Origin of the sequence: Escherichia sp. AM3 (assembly GCF_032029835.1) — a bacterium.
Lineage (GTDB): Bacteria > Pseudomonadota > Gammaproteobacteria > Enterobacterales > Enterobacteriaceae > Escherichia > Escherichia coli.
This window is the reverse complement of sequence record NZ_JAVUPQ010000009.1, coordinates 85,265-99,080: the sequence shown is the minus strand read 5'-3', so window position 1 is coordinate 99,080 and position 13,816 is coordinate 85,265. Positions and strand designations below refer to the sequence as shown.

Here is a 13,816-nt window from a genome sequence, read left to right as displayed (position 1 = left end):
ACGCCTTATCCGGCCTACGGATGGCGCGGGAATTTGTAGGCCTGATAAGACGCGTTAGCGTCGCATCAGGCATCTGCGCACGACTGCCGGATGCGGCGTGAACGCCTTATCCGGCCTACGGGTGGCGCGAGAATTTGTAGGCCTGATAAGACGCGTTAGCGTCGCATCAGGCATCTGCGCACGACTGCCGGATGCGGCGTAAACGCCTTATCCGGCCTACGGATGGCGCGGGAATTTGTAGGCCTGATAAGACGCGTTAGCGTCGCATCAGGCATCTGCACACGACTGCCGGATGCGATAAACGTCTTGTCCGGCCTACATTTCGCCCGTAGGCAGTCATTAAATAGTTCTGATTACGCGGCTGGCAATGTATCAGTCGCGATTCACCTGCACTCGCAACGAGGTTCATCTTATGTCGACTCGTACCCCTTCATCATCTTCATCCCGCCTGATGCTGACCATCGGGCTTTGTTTTTTGGTCGCTCTGATGGAAGGGCTGGATCTTCAGGCGGCTGGCATTGCGGCGGGTGGCATCGCCCAGGCTTTCGCACTCGATAAAATGCAAATGGGCTGGATATTTAGCGCCGGAATACTCGGTTTGCTACCCGGCGCGTTGGTTGGCGGGATGCTGGCAGACCGTTATGGTCGTAAGCGTATTTTGATTGGCTCAGTTGCGCTGTTTGGTTTGTTCTCACTGGCAACGGCGATTGCCTGGGATTTCCCCTCACTGGTCTTTGCGCGGCTGATGACCGGTGTCGGGCTGGGGGCGGCGTTGCCGAATCTTATCGCCCTGACGTCTGAAGCCGCGGGTCCACGTTTTCGTGGGACGGCAGTGAGCCTGATGTATTGCGGTGTTCCCATTGGCGCGGCGCTGGCGGCGACACTGGGTTTCGCGGGGGCAAACTTAGCATGGCAAACGGTGTTTTGGGTAGGTGGTGTGGTGCCGTTGATTCTGGTGCCGCTATTAATGCGCTGGCTGCCGGAGTCAGCGGTTTTCGCTGGCGAAAAACAGGCTGCGCCACCACTGCGTGCCTTATTTGCGCCAGAAACGGCAACCGCGACGCTGCTGCTGTGGTTGTGTTATTTCTTCACTCTGCTGGTGGTTTATATGTTGATCAACTGGCTACCGCTACTTTTGGTGGAGCAAGGATTCCAGCCATCGCAGGCGGCAGGGGTGATGTTTGCCCTGCAAATGGGGGCGGCAAGCGGGACGTTAATGTTGGGCGCATTGATGGATAAGCTGCGTCCAGTAACCATGTCGCTACTGATTTATAGTGGCATGTTAGCTTCGCTGCTGGCGCTTGGAACGGTGTCGTCATTTAACGGTATGTTGCTGGCGGGATTTGTCGCGGGGTTGTTTGCGACAGGTGGGCAAAGCGTTTTGTATGCCCTGGCACCGTTGTTTTACAGTTCGCAGATCCGCGCAACAGGTGTGGGAACAGCCGTGGCGGTAGGGCGTCTGGGGGCTATGAGCGGTCCGTTACTGGCCGGGAAAATGCTGGCATTAGGCACTGGCACGGTCGGCGTAATGGCCGCTTCTGCACCGGGTATTCTTGTTGCTGGGTTGGCGGTGTTTATTTTGATGAGTCGGAGATCAAGAATGCAGCCGTGTGCCGATGCCTGACGCGCCTTATTAAGCAGGGGCGAAAGGGACTTGCCCCCAATACACCCACGGCGTTTACAGGTATACTCGCTAAAAATTATTCAGCGGGTTTGGAAACAAAGATGGCAAAACTTACCTTACAAGAGCAGTTGCTCAAAGCAGGATTAGTCACCAGCAAAAAAGCGGCGAAGGTGGAGAGAACGGCGAAAAAATCGCGCGTTCAGGCGCGTGAAGCTCGGGCGGCGGTAGAAGAAAATAAAAAGGCACAGCTTGAGCGTGATAAACAGCTTAGCGAACAGCAAAAACAAGCGGCGTTGGCGAAAGAATATAAAGCCCAGGTGAAGCAGCTCATTGAAATGAACCGAATCACCATTGCCAATGGCGATATTGGTTTTAACTTCACTGACGGCAATCTGATTAAGAAGATTTTTGTCGATAAGCTCACACAGGCGCAGTTGATTAATGGTCGTCTGGCGATTGCCCGCTTGTTGGTCGATAACAATAGCGAAGGTGAATACACCATTATTCCCGCCAGTGTTGCCGATAAAATTGCTCAGCGTGATGCCAGCAGTATTGTGTTGCACAGCGCGCTCAGTGCCGAAGAGCAGGATGAAGACGATCCGTATGCCGACTTCAAAGTGCCTGATGATTTGATGTGGTAAACATAGATAAGTCGTGCGCAGATGCCTGATGCGACGCTATGCGCGTCTTATCAGGCCTACGGTTTATGGGCGAAGTGTAGACCGGATAAGGCGTTCACGCCGCATCCGGCAGTCGTGCGCCATGCCTGATGCGACGCTTTGCGCGTCTTATCAGGCCTACGGTTTACGGGCGAAGTGTAGGCCGGATAAGGCGTTCACGCCGCATCCGGCAGTCGTGCACTATTATCAACGCATATTCAGTTTATTGGCGTGGTAGGCAATATGCTCGCCAATAAAACTGGAGACAAAATAATAGCTGTGATCATAACCCTCGTGATAACGGATTAACGTCTTGATATTCATCTCCTGGCAGATCTTTTCAAGATTTGGAGTCCGCAGCTGTTCTGCGTAAAAATCATCACTCAACCCCTGATCAACCATGATTTCCGCAACGCGTTGACCTTGTGAAATAAGACTCACCGGGTCGTAATCCAACCAGGCATCTTTATTTTCAGCAAGATATGCAGCAAAGGCTTGCTGTCCCCACGGCACTTGCGATGGGGAGACAATGGGCGAAAACGCCGAGACGCTGACATATTCATCTGGGTTACGTAACGCCAGCACCAGCGCGCCCAGCCCGCCCATAGAATGACCAGAGATAGACTTTTTGGCCGTTGCCGGAAAATGATGCATCACTAAATCCGGCAGCTCGTTGCGGATATAGTCATACATTTTGTAATGTTCATTCCACGGCGCTTGCGTCGCGTTCAGGTAAAACCCGGCACCTTGCCCGAGATCGTAACGGTCAGCATCTGCGACATGACTGCCTCGCGGACTGGTGTCCGGCGCAACAACAATAATGTTGTGCTCAGCCGCGTAACGCTGCATCCCCGATTTAGTAATGAAATTCTGCTCGTTGCAGGTCAGGCCTGAAAGCCAGTACAGCACCGGCAATTTTTCATTCGCGGCTTTTGGTGGGAGATAGACGCCGACATTCATTTCACATTTCAGTGATTGGGAATAATGCCGATACACATTTTGCCAGCCGCCAAAGCTGGCATGTTTTTCAATGAGTTCCATCAGTCATTATCTCACGGTTAATCCCCCGGACGGCTGCCCGGGGAGAGTATTAAGAACCCCGTCTGAAGTGGACGGGTATACCTGCGGGAAATCAGTAACGAATTACGGTTCGAATGGATTTGCCTTCATGCATCAGATCGAAGGCGTCATTAATTTCATCCAGGCTCATGGTATGCGTGACAAACGGTTCCAGATCGATATCACCTTTCATCGCATCTTCAACCATGCCCGGTAACTGGGAACGACCTTTCACGCCGCCAAACGCGGAACCTTTCCATACGCGACCGGTGACCAACTGGAATGGTCGGGTGGAGATTTCCTGACCGGCACCTGCTACCCCGATGATCACCGACTGACCCCAGCCGCGGTGCGCACTTTCCAGCGCCGCACGCATCACGTTGACGTTACCGATGCATTCAAAGGTATGGTCGATACCCCATTTGTTGATATCCAGCAGGACATCTTTAATCGGTTTGTCGTAGTCATTCGGGTTAATGCAGTCGGTAGCACCGAAGCGACGCGCCAGATCGAATTTCTTCGGGTTCGTATCAATAGCGATAATCCGACCCGCTTTCGCCTGACGCGCGCCCTGAACCACTGCCAGACCAATCGCGCCAAGACCAAACACGGCAACAGAATCACCTGGCTGGACTTTAGCTGTGTTGTGCACCGCGCCAATACCGGTGGTCACGCCACAGCCCAGCAGGCAGACGTGTTCATGGTTTGCTTCTGGATTAATTTTGGCCAGAGACACTTCCGCGACCACGGTGTATTCACTGAATGTAGAGCACCCCATGTAGTGATAAAGCGGCTGCCCGTTGTAAGAAAAACGGGTGGTGCCGTCTGGCATCAAGCCTTTACCCTGGGTTTCGCGAACCGCAACACAGAGGTTAGTTTTGCCAGAACGACAGAACTCACACTCGCCGCACTCCGCGGTGTAAAGCGGGATCACATGGTCGCCAGGTTTGACGCTGGTTACGCCTTCACCGACTTCAACCACAACGCCGGCCCCTTCGTGACCGAGAACCACCGGGAATACACCTTCCGGGTCATCCCCGGAGAGGGTAAATGCGTCGGTATGGCAAACGCCGGTATGGGTGACTTTAATCAGCACTTCACCTTTTTTCGGTGGTGCAACGTCAATTTCAACGATTTCCAGCGGTTTACCGGGAGCAAATGCAACGGCAGCACGTGATTTCATCTCTCGCTCTTCCTCAATATGGTAATAGATTCAGCTATTTAAGATAGGCTCGAACCAGTTCAATAGTGTCGTCAACGGATTGGCTGACTTCGCGGCTGTAGCAGTCATTTCGGTCAAACGTTTCCCGGATATGGCTTTCAAGCACTTCTGCCATCAGCCCATTAGCCGCGCCCCGAACGGCAGCGATCTGTTGGAGTATGGCACGGCATTCGGCATCACCCTCCAGCGACCGTTCCAGAGCATCAATCTGCCCTCGAATACGACGAACTCGAGTAAGGACCTTTTTCTTCTCTTCCGGAGTACTGGGCATTTCGCACCTCATTATCTGCACGCAATATACTATAGGGGGGTATGCTATATGTCAATGCATACCCCCCTATAGTATATAACACTGGAGAATAAAATTTATCCGGTGAATGTGGTCGGAAAACAAAGAGGAAAGGGGGGGGGCTAATCGGCAGGGAAGGCCGCCCCGGATAGCGGGCGGCAGAAGGAATCAGAATTTCCAGGTCAGATGGGCTGCAAGTTGCAGACCGTTATAATCATCGGTTGGGGTGTCGTACCACACTTTACCTGCCGTCAGCCCGAGATTAAGTTGCTCAGTCAGCGGTTGAATACGTTGCAGACTGACGCTCTTCATGCTGCCGTAGCGTGTTTCTGGCGTCCAGTCATAGGTGTAAGCGCCTGTTCCGCGGCTTAGCCATAGTTGCGTATAACCAGTGCCGCGCGGGTCATTCAGACGCACGGAAATCATATTGCTATAACTACCACCTGCATCGCTGGAGTCATAATGGGTATAGCGGTAGCTGGTGATCACCGGGCCAGTATAGAGTGATACGCCGCCTTGCCAGACATCGACTTCGACATCATCGTAATATTTAGTGTAGCGATAACCGGTCGTGAAAAGCGTTTTTGGCAACAGGGCCAGGTTAATATCCTGACGAAAATCCTGGCGGGCAAAGACCGGCGTATTATCCGCAAAGGCAATACCCGTTCGGGTTGTCAGCCAGTTATTCCATTTATACCAGACCGCACCCTGACCGCGAGTGGCATTGAAATGTTCAGTTTCATAATCACGACGCCCCTGGGAAAGATTAAAAAGCAGCGTTGCGTTTTCAACTTTCGCCACCAGTTCAGCATACGCTAAATTACGGTTGCCATGATCGCCAGAATAATCGGTAAAATCGTAGCCCGCGGTAATGGAAGTTAACCCGGAATAAGCGGGCAATGCGCTAAAAATGGCCGCCGCTAATAACGTCCGTTTTATCATTTTAATCTCCTGTACGGATAAGTTCTTGTCGGAGTGAATAAGTTCCGGCAGGTAAATTACGTTCTACAATCACGCGCGGGCCAAGTTGCGTGTTCGGGGAAATAATTCGCCCAGGCAAAATTATAACTTGTACGCCAAGGCGTGAACGCTGCCCGATATAACAACCTAATTTATCGCATCCGGTAGCGATAATTCCCTCTGGAGTTCGAACAGACACAGGCTGTTCATCCAGACGATGATTACTGGTACGTACTTGTGCGCCCAAATATGCCTGGTTTGCAACTACCGAGTCGGCAATAAAACATTGCGGACCAATCGTTGCTTCCGCTTCAATAACCGCATTTTTAATTTCGGTGGCAAAACCAATTTTTACACCATTGCTGATTATTGTGCCAGGACGAATAAACGCATAATTACCTATCAGGCAGTTTGCGCCAATCACTACCGGACCCTGAATAACGGCACCATGACAAATACGGGTATTCGCGCCGATAACAACTTCACCTGCAGTTTCATCAATAATTACCTGGTCTGCAATCTGAATATTTTTCTCTTTAACATTAAGCTTCAGATAGTTTTTCAGTTCCTGTGACAGAAGGTTGGGAATAAGCGGTTGACGCTTCCACCAGTGCGGAATGCGGGTGGGTTTGTCGCGCTGAGGTTCGCGTCCAGTAAAAAAGGCAATAAGTCCATAAATAATCCAGATGGCATAAGCTAATAATACATACACAACGGAAAGCGGCGCTAAAGGCACCAACAACCAGCAACGATGAAACCAGGCGCTAAAAGCACCAATAACACAAACTACGCCGACCCAAATAAGCGGAAACATTGCCAACACCACACCATGCGGCCCGGTGGTGATGAATTCATTAAACCAGGTAGTGAGATAAATCCCAACGCCATAAATCACAACCAACAGCATAGGAAATATACTGAAGATACCGAAGCGGCTAAATAAAAGCCTTTTATGCAGGCGCATACAGACCGCGTAGCCCACAATCCAACGCCGCCAGCGACGCCACTCCTCACGCGGACTGTTGCATTCCTGTGGGTATACGATGCAGCGATTCGCCTGCCGAATACGGTAGCCGTTTGCCACTAATGTCCAGGTGAGATCAAGGTCTTCGACTTTAGTACGATCTGAGAAACCGAACTTACGCAATACATCAGTACGGAACATTCCGCAGGCACCGCTGATAATAAACGGTGCGCCGCCCAGGAGCTGCTGTAGCGTGCGCTTCATAACAATCATCGGCAACTTTACGGTCGCGCGGATGTGCGGTAACAGCCCCGCGCCTTTCAACGCAGTAGAGGGAATGCCGCCTACGGCATCAGCACCGCGCTCAATTTCTGCCAGCATATAGCCCATTCCGTCTTGATCGGGCGGAACATAGGTGTCGGCATCACTTAAAAAAACCTGGTCGCAGGTGGCATAATTGAGGCCATTCATCAGCGCACCACCTTTACCGGTATTTTTTTGCGTGACGGCAACAAAGCGGTCGCCCCATTTGCGTTTGACTTCCGCCATGACCGCTTCGGTATTGTCCGTGGAGCCGTCGTTAACGCAAATTACCCGGCAAAAATAAGGGTTACGCAGTAGATTATCCAGTGACTGCGCCAGACACGGGCCTTCGTTATACGCAGGTATAATGGCGTCAATACAGCCTTTCTTTTGACTGGGTTTACGTCTTAGCGTACTTAAAAACCATAGCAACATTGCTATGGACATACAGATAAATATCCAGGTTTTCATGCAATTTGCTCAAAGAATCATTTTATGAATTACAAAGCCTTCACCCAGATCGCTATTGACCTGTTGCCCGCGAAATTGTGCAACTGCACGCAGGCGATCATGACGCATATAATCGCGTCGTTCCTGGCTTTTATGTTTTTTTAATGCAGCAAGTTTGACTGTGAAATATTCTTCTTTAACGGATTCAAAAAACTGAGGCATAAATGAAAGCCAGGTACTTGGGGTTTCGTAGCCGAGAATTTGTGGAATAGTGCGGCAGGCAACCATTGAAGCTTGATAAACAGCGAGATGATCCTGATGGCGGTCGGCATCATGCATGGTATATACCCGCATGATTTCAACATCAGAAGGAATTTGATTTTTAATGATGTCTTCCAGGGCGGAAATCATATCATTGAGCTGTAAATGAGCGCGGGTGTCAGCAAAATTAAGATGAATAGTTTGGTGGCACCCTAATATCTTTAGGGCGTTGCGCGATTCTTCATGGCGATCGATTATTCCATCTGTGCCAGAGTTGCCGGTAGTCATCACCACGGCTGCGATATAAATTCCTTTTTGCGCAAGACGAGCAAGCGATGCGCCACAGCCTAATTCTATATCGTCAGGATGTGCGCCAATAGCAAGGATACCCTTTCTTTTATTTGCCGAAGAAAGGAGGGCTGAATCTAAAACCTTATCCACTTAATGACACTCCATTTTATTTATTATACTACAAGCACAACGATGCACTCAGAGACGTAATCTCTGGCGCAGCCAGATGTTAATTTATAAATGTTAAATGTTGCTAATAACTGAAAAGCAAGGGCTTTCAGACCCGCGGGTTCGACTGGGTAATGTTTCTATGCAATTCATATGTTAAGTGTTTGTATGTTTGGTATGTATAGTTATTTTGTTTTATACATTGTATTTAGATGTGATTTAGTTTGTCAATTAATTGCATTTAAAAAATATGTTCTGTGAACAAGCATTGTTTATATACATTATGTGAATGTAATATGCGAGTGATTGAGAATGATACAGTGATATATACAATGCGAATATAATAGTTTTATTATATGTATTGATATTGATAGAAATAATGAAGTAATAAATCTCGTAATGTGGTTGTTTATGCATCACTAAAATGAAGTGTAGTAATTTTCCCAATTGTTAGAACGGAGTAATTGCATATTTAATCTTTCCTTAGCCGTTTTTTTGCTAAGAATAAAATCATCTGTGCGATAACGACTAATTCTTTTAATGAATGTTTTTATTCCTGAATACTGCTCCCATAACAAGACAGGGGAGCAGACAATCATGGCAATTTCATCGCGAAACACACTTCTTGCCGCACTGGCATTCATCGCTTTTCAGGCACAGGCGGTGAACGTCACCGTGGCGTATCAAACCTCAGCCGAACCGGCGAAAGTGGCTCAGGCCGACAACACCTTTGCTAAAGAAAGCGGAGCAACCGTGGACTGGCGTAAGTTTGACAGCGGAGCCAGCATCGTGCGGGCGCTGGCTTCTGGCGACGTGCAAATCGGCAACCTTGGTTCCAGCCCGTTAGCGGTTGCAGCCAGCCAACAGGTGCCGATTGAAGTCTTCTTGCTGGCGTCAAAACTGGGTAACTCAGAAGCGCTGGTGGTAAAGAAAACTATCAGCAAACCGGAAGATCTGATTGGCAAACGCATCGCCGTACCGTTTATCTCTACCACCCACTACAGCCTGCTGGCAGCGCTGAAACACTGGGGCATTAAACCTGGGCAAGTGGAGATTGTGAACCTGCAGCCGCCCGCGATTATCGCTGCATGGCAGCGGGGAGATATTGATGGTGCTTATGTCTGGGCACCGGCGGTTAACGCCCTGGAAAAAGACGGCAAAGTGCTGACCGATTCTGAACAGGTCGGGCAGTGGGGTGCGCCAACGCTGGACGTCTGGGTGGTGCGCAAAGATTTTGCCGAGAAACATCCTGAGGTGGTGAAAGCGTTCGCCAAAAGCGCCATCGATGCTCAGCAACCGTACATTGCTAATCCAGACGCGTGGCTGAAACAGCCGGAAAACATCAGCAAACTGGCGCGGTTAAGCGGCGTGCCTGAAGGTGACGTTCCGGGGCTGGTGAAGGGGAATACCTATCTGACGCCGCAGCAACAAACGGCAGAACTGACCGGACCGGTGAACAAAGCGATCATCGACACCGCGCAGTTTTTGAAAGAGCAGGGCAAGGTCCCGGCTGTAGCGAATGATTACAGCCAGTACGTTACCTCGCGCTTCGTGCAATAAAAGGAGGCGCAGATGCTGCAAATCTCTCATCTTTACGCCAATTATGGCGGCAAACCGGCACTGGAAGATATCAACCTGACGCTGGAAAGCGGTGAGCTACTGGTGGTGCTGGGGCCGTCCGGCTGCGGTAAAACCACCCTGCTGAATCTGATTGCCGGTTTTGTGCCTTATCAGCACGGCAGCATTCAACTGGCGGGTAAGCGTATTGAGGGGCCGGGAGCAGAGCGCGGCGTGGTTTTTCAGAATGAAGGGCTGCTACCGTGGCGCAATGTCCAGAACAACGTGGCGTTCGGCCTGCAACTGGCAGGTATAGAGAAAATGCAGCGACTGGAAATCGCGCACCAGATGCTGAAAAAAGTGGGGCTGGAAGGAGCAGAAAAACGCTACATCTGGCAGCTCTCCGGCGGTCAACGTCAGCGGGTGGGCATTGCTCGCGCGCTGGCGGCAAATCCCCAGCTGTTATTACTCGACGAACCGTTTGGTGCGCTGGATGCCTTCACCCGCGACCAGATGCAAACCCTGCTGCTGAAACTCTGGCAGGAGACGGGCAAGCAGGTGCTGTTGATTACCCACGATATAGAAGAAGCGGTGTTTATGGCGACTGAACTGGTTCTGCTTTCACCCGGCCCTGGCCGCGTGCTGGAGCGGCTGCCGCTCAACTTTGCTCGCCGCTTTGTTGCGGGAGAGTCGAGCCGCAGCATCAAGTCCGATCCACAATTCATCGCCATGCGCGAATATGTTTTAAGCCGCGTATTTGAGCAGCGGGAGGCGTTCTCATGAGTGTGCTCATTAATGAAAAACTGCATTCGCATCGGCTGAAATGGCGCTGGCCGCTCTCGCGTCAGGTGACCTTAAGCATTGGCACGTTAGCGGTTTTGCTCACTGTATGGTGGGCAGTCGCAGCGCTGCAACTGATTAGCCCGCTGTTTTTGCCGCCACCGCAACAGGTACTGGCAAAACTGCTCACCATTGCCGGGCCGCAGGGATTTATGGACGCCACGCTGTGGCAGCATCTGGCCGCCAGCCTGACGCGCATTGTGCTGGCGCTACTCGCGGCGGTGGTAATCGGTATTCCGGTCGGGATCGCCATGGGGCTAAGCCCGACGGTGCGCGGCATTCTGGATCCGATAATCGAGCTTTATCGTCCGGTGCCACCGCTGGCTTATTTGCCGCTGATGGTGATTTGGTTTGGTATTGGCGAAACCTCGAAGATCTTACTGATCTATTTAGCGATTTTTGCGCCGGTGGCAATGTCGGCGCTGGCGGGGGTGAAAAGCGCGCAGCAGGTTCGCATTCGTGCCGCCCGGTCGCTGGGTGCCAGCCGTGCGCAGGTGCTGTGGTTTGTCATTTTGCCCGGCGCGCTGCCGGAAATCCTCACCGGATTACGCATTGGTCTGGGTGTGGGCTGGTCTACGTTGGTGGCGGCGGAGCTGATTGCCGCAACGCGCGGTTTAGGATTTATGGTTCAGTCAGCGGGTGAATTTCTCGCGACTGACGTGGTGCTGGCGGGGATCGCGGTGATTGCGATTATCGCCTTTCTTTTAGAACTGGGTCTGCGCGCATTACAGCGCCGCCTGACGCCCTGGCATGGAGAAGTACAATGAGTGAACGTTTGAGCATTACCCCGCTGGGGCCGTATATCGGCGCACAAATTTCGGGTGCCGACCTGACGCGCCCGTTAAGCGATAATCAGTTTGAACAGCTTTACCATGCGGTGCTGCGCCATCAGGTGGTATTTCTGCGCGATCAAGCTATTACGCCGCAGCAGCAACGCGCGCTGGCCCAGCGTTTTGGCGAACTGCATATTCACCCTGTTTACCCTCATGCCGAAGGGGTTGACGAGATCATCGTGCTGGATACCCATAACGATAATCTGCCGGATAACGACAACTGGCATACCGATGTGACATTTATTGAAACGCCACCCGCAGGGGCGATTCTGGCAGCTAAAGAGTTACCTTCGACCGGCGGTGATACGCTCTGGACCAGCGGTATTGCGGCCTATGAGGCGCTCTCTGTTCCCTTCCGCCAGCTGCTGAGCGGGCTGCGTGCGGAGCATGATTTCCGTAAATCGTTCCCGGAATACAAATACCGCAAAACCGAGGAGGAACATCAACGCTGGCGCGAGGCGGTCGCGAAAAATCCGCCGTTGCTACATCCGGTGGTGCGAACGCATCCGGTGAGCGGTAAACAGGCGCTGTTTGTGAATGAAGGCTTTACTACGCGAATTGTTGATGTGAGCGAGAAAGAGAGCGAAGCCTTGTTAAGTTTTTTATTCGCTCATATCACTAAACCGGAGTTTCAGGTGCGCTGGCGCTGGCAACCAAATGATATTGCGATTTGGGATAACCGCGTGACCCAGCACTATGCCAATGCCGATTACCTGCCACAGCGACGGATTATGCATCGGGCGACGATTCTTGGGGATAAACCGTTTTATCGGGCGGGGTGATACGAGAGTGGACGGTCACCTCGAGCGGCGAAAGAACGGTGATATAGATGAAGCGAGCACGGACAGTCCCTTCGCCCCCTTGGGGAGAGGGTTAGGGTGAGGGGGCGTTCACCGTACTTTCAACAGGTTAACTCCCCCTTTCTGAGAGGAAACAAAATTAACGCAGAATCTTCTTCTCAGCCAAATCCATCGCAAAGTAGCTGAAAATCAGATCCGCACCCGCACGCTTAATTGAACCTAAGCTTTCGAGCACGACTTTCTCTTCATCTATAGCACCCGCCAGCGCGGCGAACTTAATCATCGCGTACTCACCGCTCACCTGATACGCGCCAATCGGCAATTCAGTACGTTCACGCAGCTCACGCACGATGTCGAGGTACGCTCCGGCAGGTTTAACCATCAGACAGTCTGCGCCCTGGGCTTCATCCAGCAGTGACTCACGAATCGCCTCACGACGGTTCATTGGGTTCATCTGATAGCTTTTGCGGTCGCCTTTTAATGCGCTTCCGGCAGCTTCACGGAACGGACCATAAAAGGAAGAGGCGAACTTGGTCGAATACGACATAATCGCCGTATCTTTAAAGCCCGCAGCGTCCAGCGCCTGGCGAATCGCCTGTACCTGGCCGTCCATCGCGGCAGAAGGGGCGATGAAGTCTGCGCCTGCAGCAGCTGCAACCACGGCTTGCTTGCCTAAATTTTCCAGAGTCGCGTCGTTGTCGACGCCATGCTCGCACAGCACACCGCAGTGACCGTGAGATGTGTATTCGCAGAAGCAGGTGTCTGACATGACGATCATTTCTGGCACGGTCTGCTTGCAGATGCGCGACATTCGCGCCACCAGTCCATCTTCCCGCCAGGCATCGCTGCCGGTTTCATCGGTATGGTGAGAGATGCCGAAAGTCATCACGGAACGAATACCGGCGTTGGCGATGCGTTCAATTTCGCGTGCCAGATGTTTCTCTGGAATGCGCATCACACCTGGCATGGCTTCAACGGCTTTGTAGTCGTCAATTTCTTCTTCAACAAAGATCGGCAACACCAGGTCGTTAAGGCTAAGTGTTGTCTCTTCAAACATAGCGCGCAGCGCAGGAGATTTGCGCAGGCGACGAGGGCGTTGGATTAAGTCTGTCATGGTCTGCCTGATGTTTGTGGAATTAAGGTGCACAGTATACCTGAAGCGGGGCAGGAGTGTTTTACGAAAGTTGTCGTGATGTTGACAAGAAGAGAATGAAAGAGAGACCAGGACATCTTTGTAATAGAAATAGCAATAATTTCATATTCACTGAAAATATTTTTAATCTTTATTTATAGCTCTTGGTTATTATTTTTTTTTGCGTTTGGTTGTGCTGCTATAAATTGAATAATTAAAACTTTGTTGCATATTGATAGGATATTTGTCTGGTTTGTGTCTGTGATATTTATGATGCGTATGTTTCAAAAATAACATTATCTGCAACATATTGAAATATGGTGTTTTTATCAATTTGATGTGTATTTTTCTCCATAAATTATATATGTCCACATTCGGACTTAGGGGAAAGAATAATTGAACCA

Annotated in this window: 13 protein-coding genes and 1 pseudogene; 6 read left to right on the top strand and 8 right to left on the bottom strand. The window is 51.1% G+C overall.

The features are described from left to right. The first annotated feature begins 412 nt into the window (after positions 1-412). Complete coding sequence (gene mhpT / locus RTW80_RS06565; protein ID WP_000107624.1) at positions 413-1,624, top strand: 3-(3-hydroxy-phenyl)propionate transporter MhpT; 1,212 nt, start codon at positions 413-415, stop codon at positions 1,622-1,624. Positions 1,625-1,725: 101 nt separating this feature from the next. Next, positions 1,726-2,265, top strand: coding sequence for a DUF2058 domain-containing protein (locus RTW80_RS06560; RefSeq protein WP_001096707.1), 540 nt, complete (start codon positions 1,726-1,728; stop codon positions 2,263-2,265). 225 nt (positions 2,266-2,490) lie between these two features. Here the strand turns inward: RTW80_RS06560 and fghA are convergent, their stop codons facing one another. From fghA to RTW80_RS06525, 7 genes and pseudogenes are all read right to left on the bottom strand, one after another. After that, on the bottom strand, positions 2,491-3,324 hold the full coding sequence (fghA, locus tag RTW80_RS06555) for an S-formylglutathione hydrolase (protein WP_000419042.1): 834 nt from the start codon (positions 3,322-3,324) through the stop codon (positions 2,491-2,493). A 91-nt stretch (positions 3,325-3,415) separates the two neighbouring features. After that, a complete protein-coding gene (gene frmA / locus RTW80_RS06550; protein WP_000842100.1) occupies positions 3,416-4,525 on the bottom strand; it encodes an S-(hydroxymethyl)glutathione dehydrogenase in 1,110 nt (369 codons plus the stop codon). Positions 4,526-4,559: 34 nt separating this feature from the next. Continuing rightward, positions 4,560-4,835 carry a formaldehyde-responsive transcriptional repressor FrmR gene (frmR, locus tag RTW80_RS06545; protein ID WP_001141271.1) on the bottom strand — a complete coding sequence of 92 codons (276 nt, stop codon included), beginning with the start codon at positions 4,833-4,835 and terminating at the stop codon, positions 4,560-4,562. 186 nt (positions 4,836-5,021) lie between these two features. Continuing rightward, entirely contained in the window at positions 5,022-5,795 is a 774-nt protein-coding gene (locus RTW80_RS06540) for a YaiO family outer membrane beta-barrel protein (protein ID WP_312718711.1), read from the bottom strand. Position 5,796: 1 nt separating this feature from the next. After that, on the bottom strand, positions 5,797-6,378 hold the full coding sequence (locus RTW80_RS06535) for an acetyltransferase (RefSeq protein WP_024194469.1): 582 nt from the start codon (positions 6,376-6,378) through the stop codon (positions 5,797-5,799). Beyond that, positions 6,356-7,551 (bottom strand): annotated as a pseudogene (locus RTW80_RS06530) (glycosyltransferase). Before RTW80_RS06530 ends, RTW80_RS06535 begins: the two are co-directional and overlap by 23 nt. 9 nt (positions 7,552-7,560) lie before the next feature. Then, a complete protein-coding gene (locus RTW80_RS06525) occupies positions 7,561-8,232 on the bottom strand; it encodes a PIG-L deacetylase family protein (RefSeq protein ID WP_000362027.1) in 672 nt (223 codons plus the stop codon). 615 nt (positions 8,233-8,847) lie between these two features. Here RTW80_RS06525 and tauA point away from each other — a divergent pair. Genes tauA through tauD form a run of 4 tightly spaced genes read left to right on the top strand, consistent with a single transcriptional unit; the run spans position 8,848 to position 12,262 of the window. Then, positions 8,848-9,810 carry a taurine ABC transporter substrate-binding protein gene (tauA, locus tag RTW80_RS06520; protein WP_001018416.1) on the top strand — a complete coding sequence of 321 codons (963 nt, stop codon included), beginning with the start codon at positions 8,848-8,850 and terminating at the stop codon, positions 9,808-9,810. Between the two features lie 12 nt (positions 9,811-9,822). Continuing rightward, on the top strand, positions 9,823-10,590 hold the full coding sequence (tauB, locus tag RTW80_RS06515; RefSeq protein ID WP_000939399.1) for a taurine ABC transporter ATP-binding subunit: 768 nt from the start codon (positions 9,823-9,825) through the stop codon (positions 10,588-10,590). Then, entirely contained in the window at positions 10,587-11,414 is an 828-nt protein-coding gene (gene tauC / locus RTW80_RS06510; RefSeq protein ID WP_000114586.1) for a taurine ABC transporter permease TauC, read from the top strand. The genes tauB and tauC overlap by 4 nt, the downstream gene beginning before the upstream one ends. Then, positions 11,411-12,262, top strand: coding sequence for a taurine dioxygenase (gene tauD, locus RTW80_RS06505; RefSeq protein WP_063119226.1), 852 nt, complete (start codon positions 11,411-11,413; stop codon positions 12,260-12,262). The genes tauC and tauD overlap by 4 nt, the downstream gene beginning before the upstream one ends. Before the next feature lie 157 nt (positions 12,263-12,419). On the opposite strand, the gene hemB is transcribed toward tauD, so the two are convergent. Beyond that, positions 12,420-13,394, bottom strand: a complete 975-nt coding sequence (gene hemB, locus RTW80_RS06500; protein WP_001300813.1) for a porphobilinogen synthase — start codon at positions 13,392-13,394, stop codon at positions 12,420-12,422. Between the last annotated feature and the right edge of the window lie 422 nt (positions 13,395-13,816).

Excerpts from the sequence above, each read along its gene's own strand:
- RTW80_RS06540 (WP_312718711.1), bottom strand. The coding sequence starts at position 5,795 with ATGATAAAACGGACGTTATTAGCGGCGGCCATTTTTAGCGCATTGCCC.
- fghA (WP_000419042.1), bottom strand. The coding sequence starts at position 3,324 with ATGGAACTCATTGAAAAACATGCCAGCTTTGGCGGCTGGCAAAATGTG.
- tauA (WP_001018416.1), top strand. The coding sequence starts at position 8,848 with ATGGCAATTTCATCGCGAAACACACTTCTTGCCGCACTGGCATTCATC.
- mhpT (WP_000107624.1), top strand. The coding sequence starts at position 413 with ATGTCGACTCGTACCCCTTCATCATCTTCATCCCGCCTGATGCTGACC.
- tauD (WP_063119226.1), top strand. The coding sequence starts at position 11,411 with ATGAGTGAACGTTTGAGCATTACCCCGCTGGGGCCGTATATCGGCGCA.
- frmR (WP_001141271.1), bottom strand. The coding sequence starts at position 4,835 with ATGCCCAGTACTCCGGAAGAGAAGAAAAAGGTCCTTACTCGAGTTCGT.
- tauC (WP_000114586.1), top strand. The coding sequence starts at position 10,587 with ATGAGTGTGCTCATTAATGAAAAACTGCATTCGCATCGGCTGAAATGG.
- RTW80_RS06560 (WP_001096707.1), top strand. The coding sequence starts at position 1,726 with ATGGCAAAACTTACCTTACAAGAGCAGTTGCTCAAAGCAGGATTAGTC.
- frmA (WP_000842100.1), bottom strand. The coding sequence starts at position 4,525 with ATGAAATCACGTGCTGCCGTTGCATTTGCTCCCGGTAAACCGCTGGAA.
- tauB (WP_000939399.1), top strand. The coding sequence starts at position 9,823 with ATGCTGCAAATCTCTCATCTTTACGCCAATTATGGCGGCAAACCGGCA.
- hemB (WP_001300813.1), bottom strand. The coding sequence starts at position 13,394 with ATGACAGACTTAATCCAACGCCCTCGTCGCCTGCGCAAATCTCCTGCG.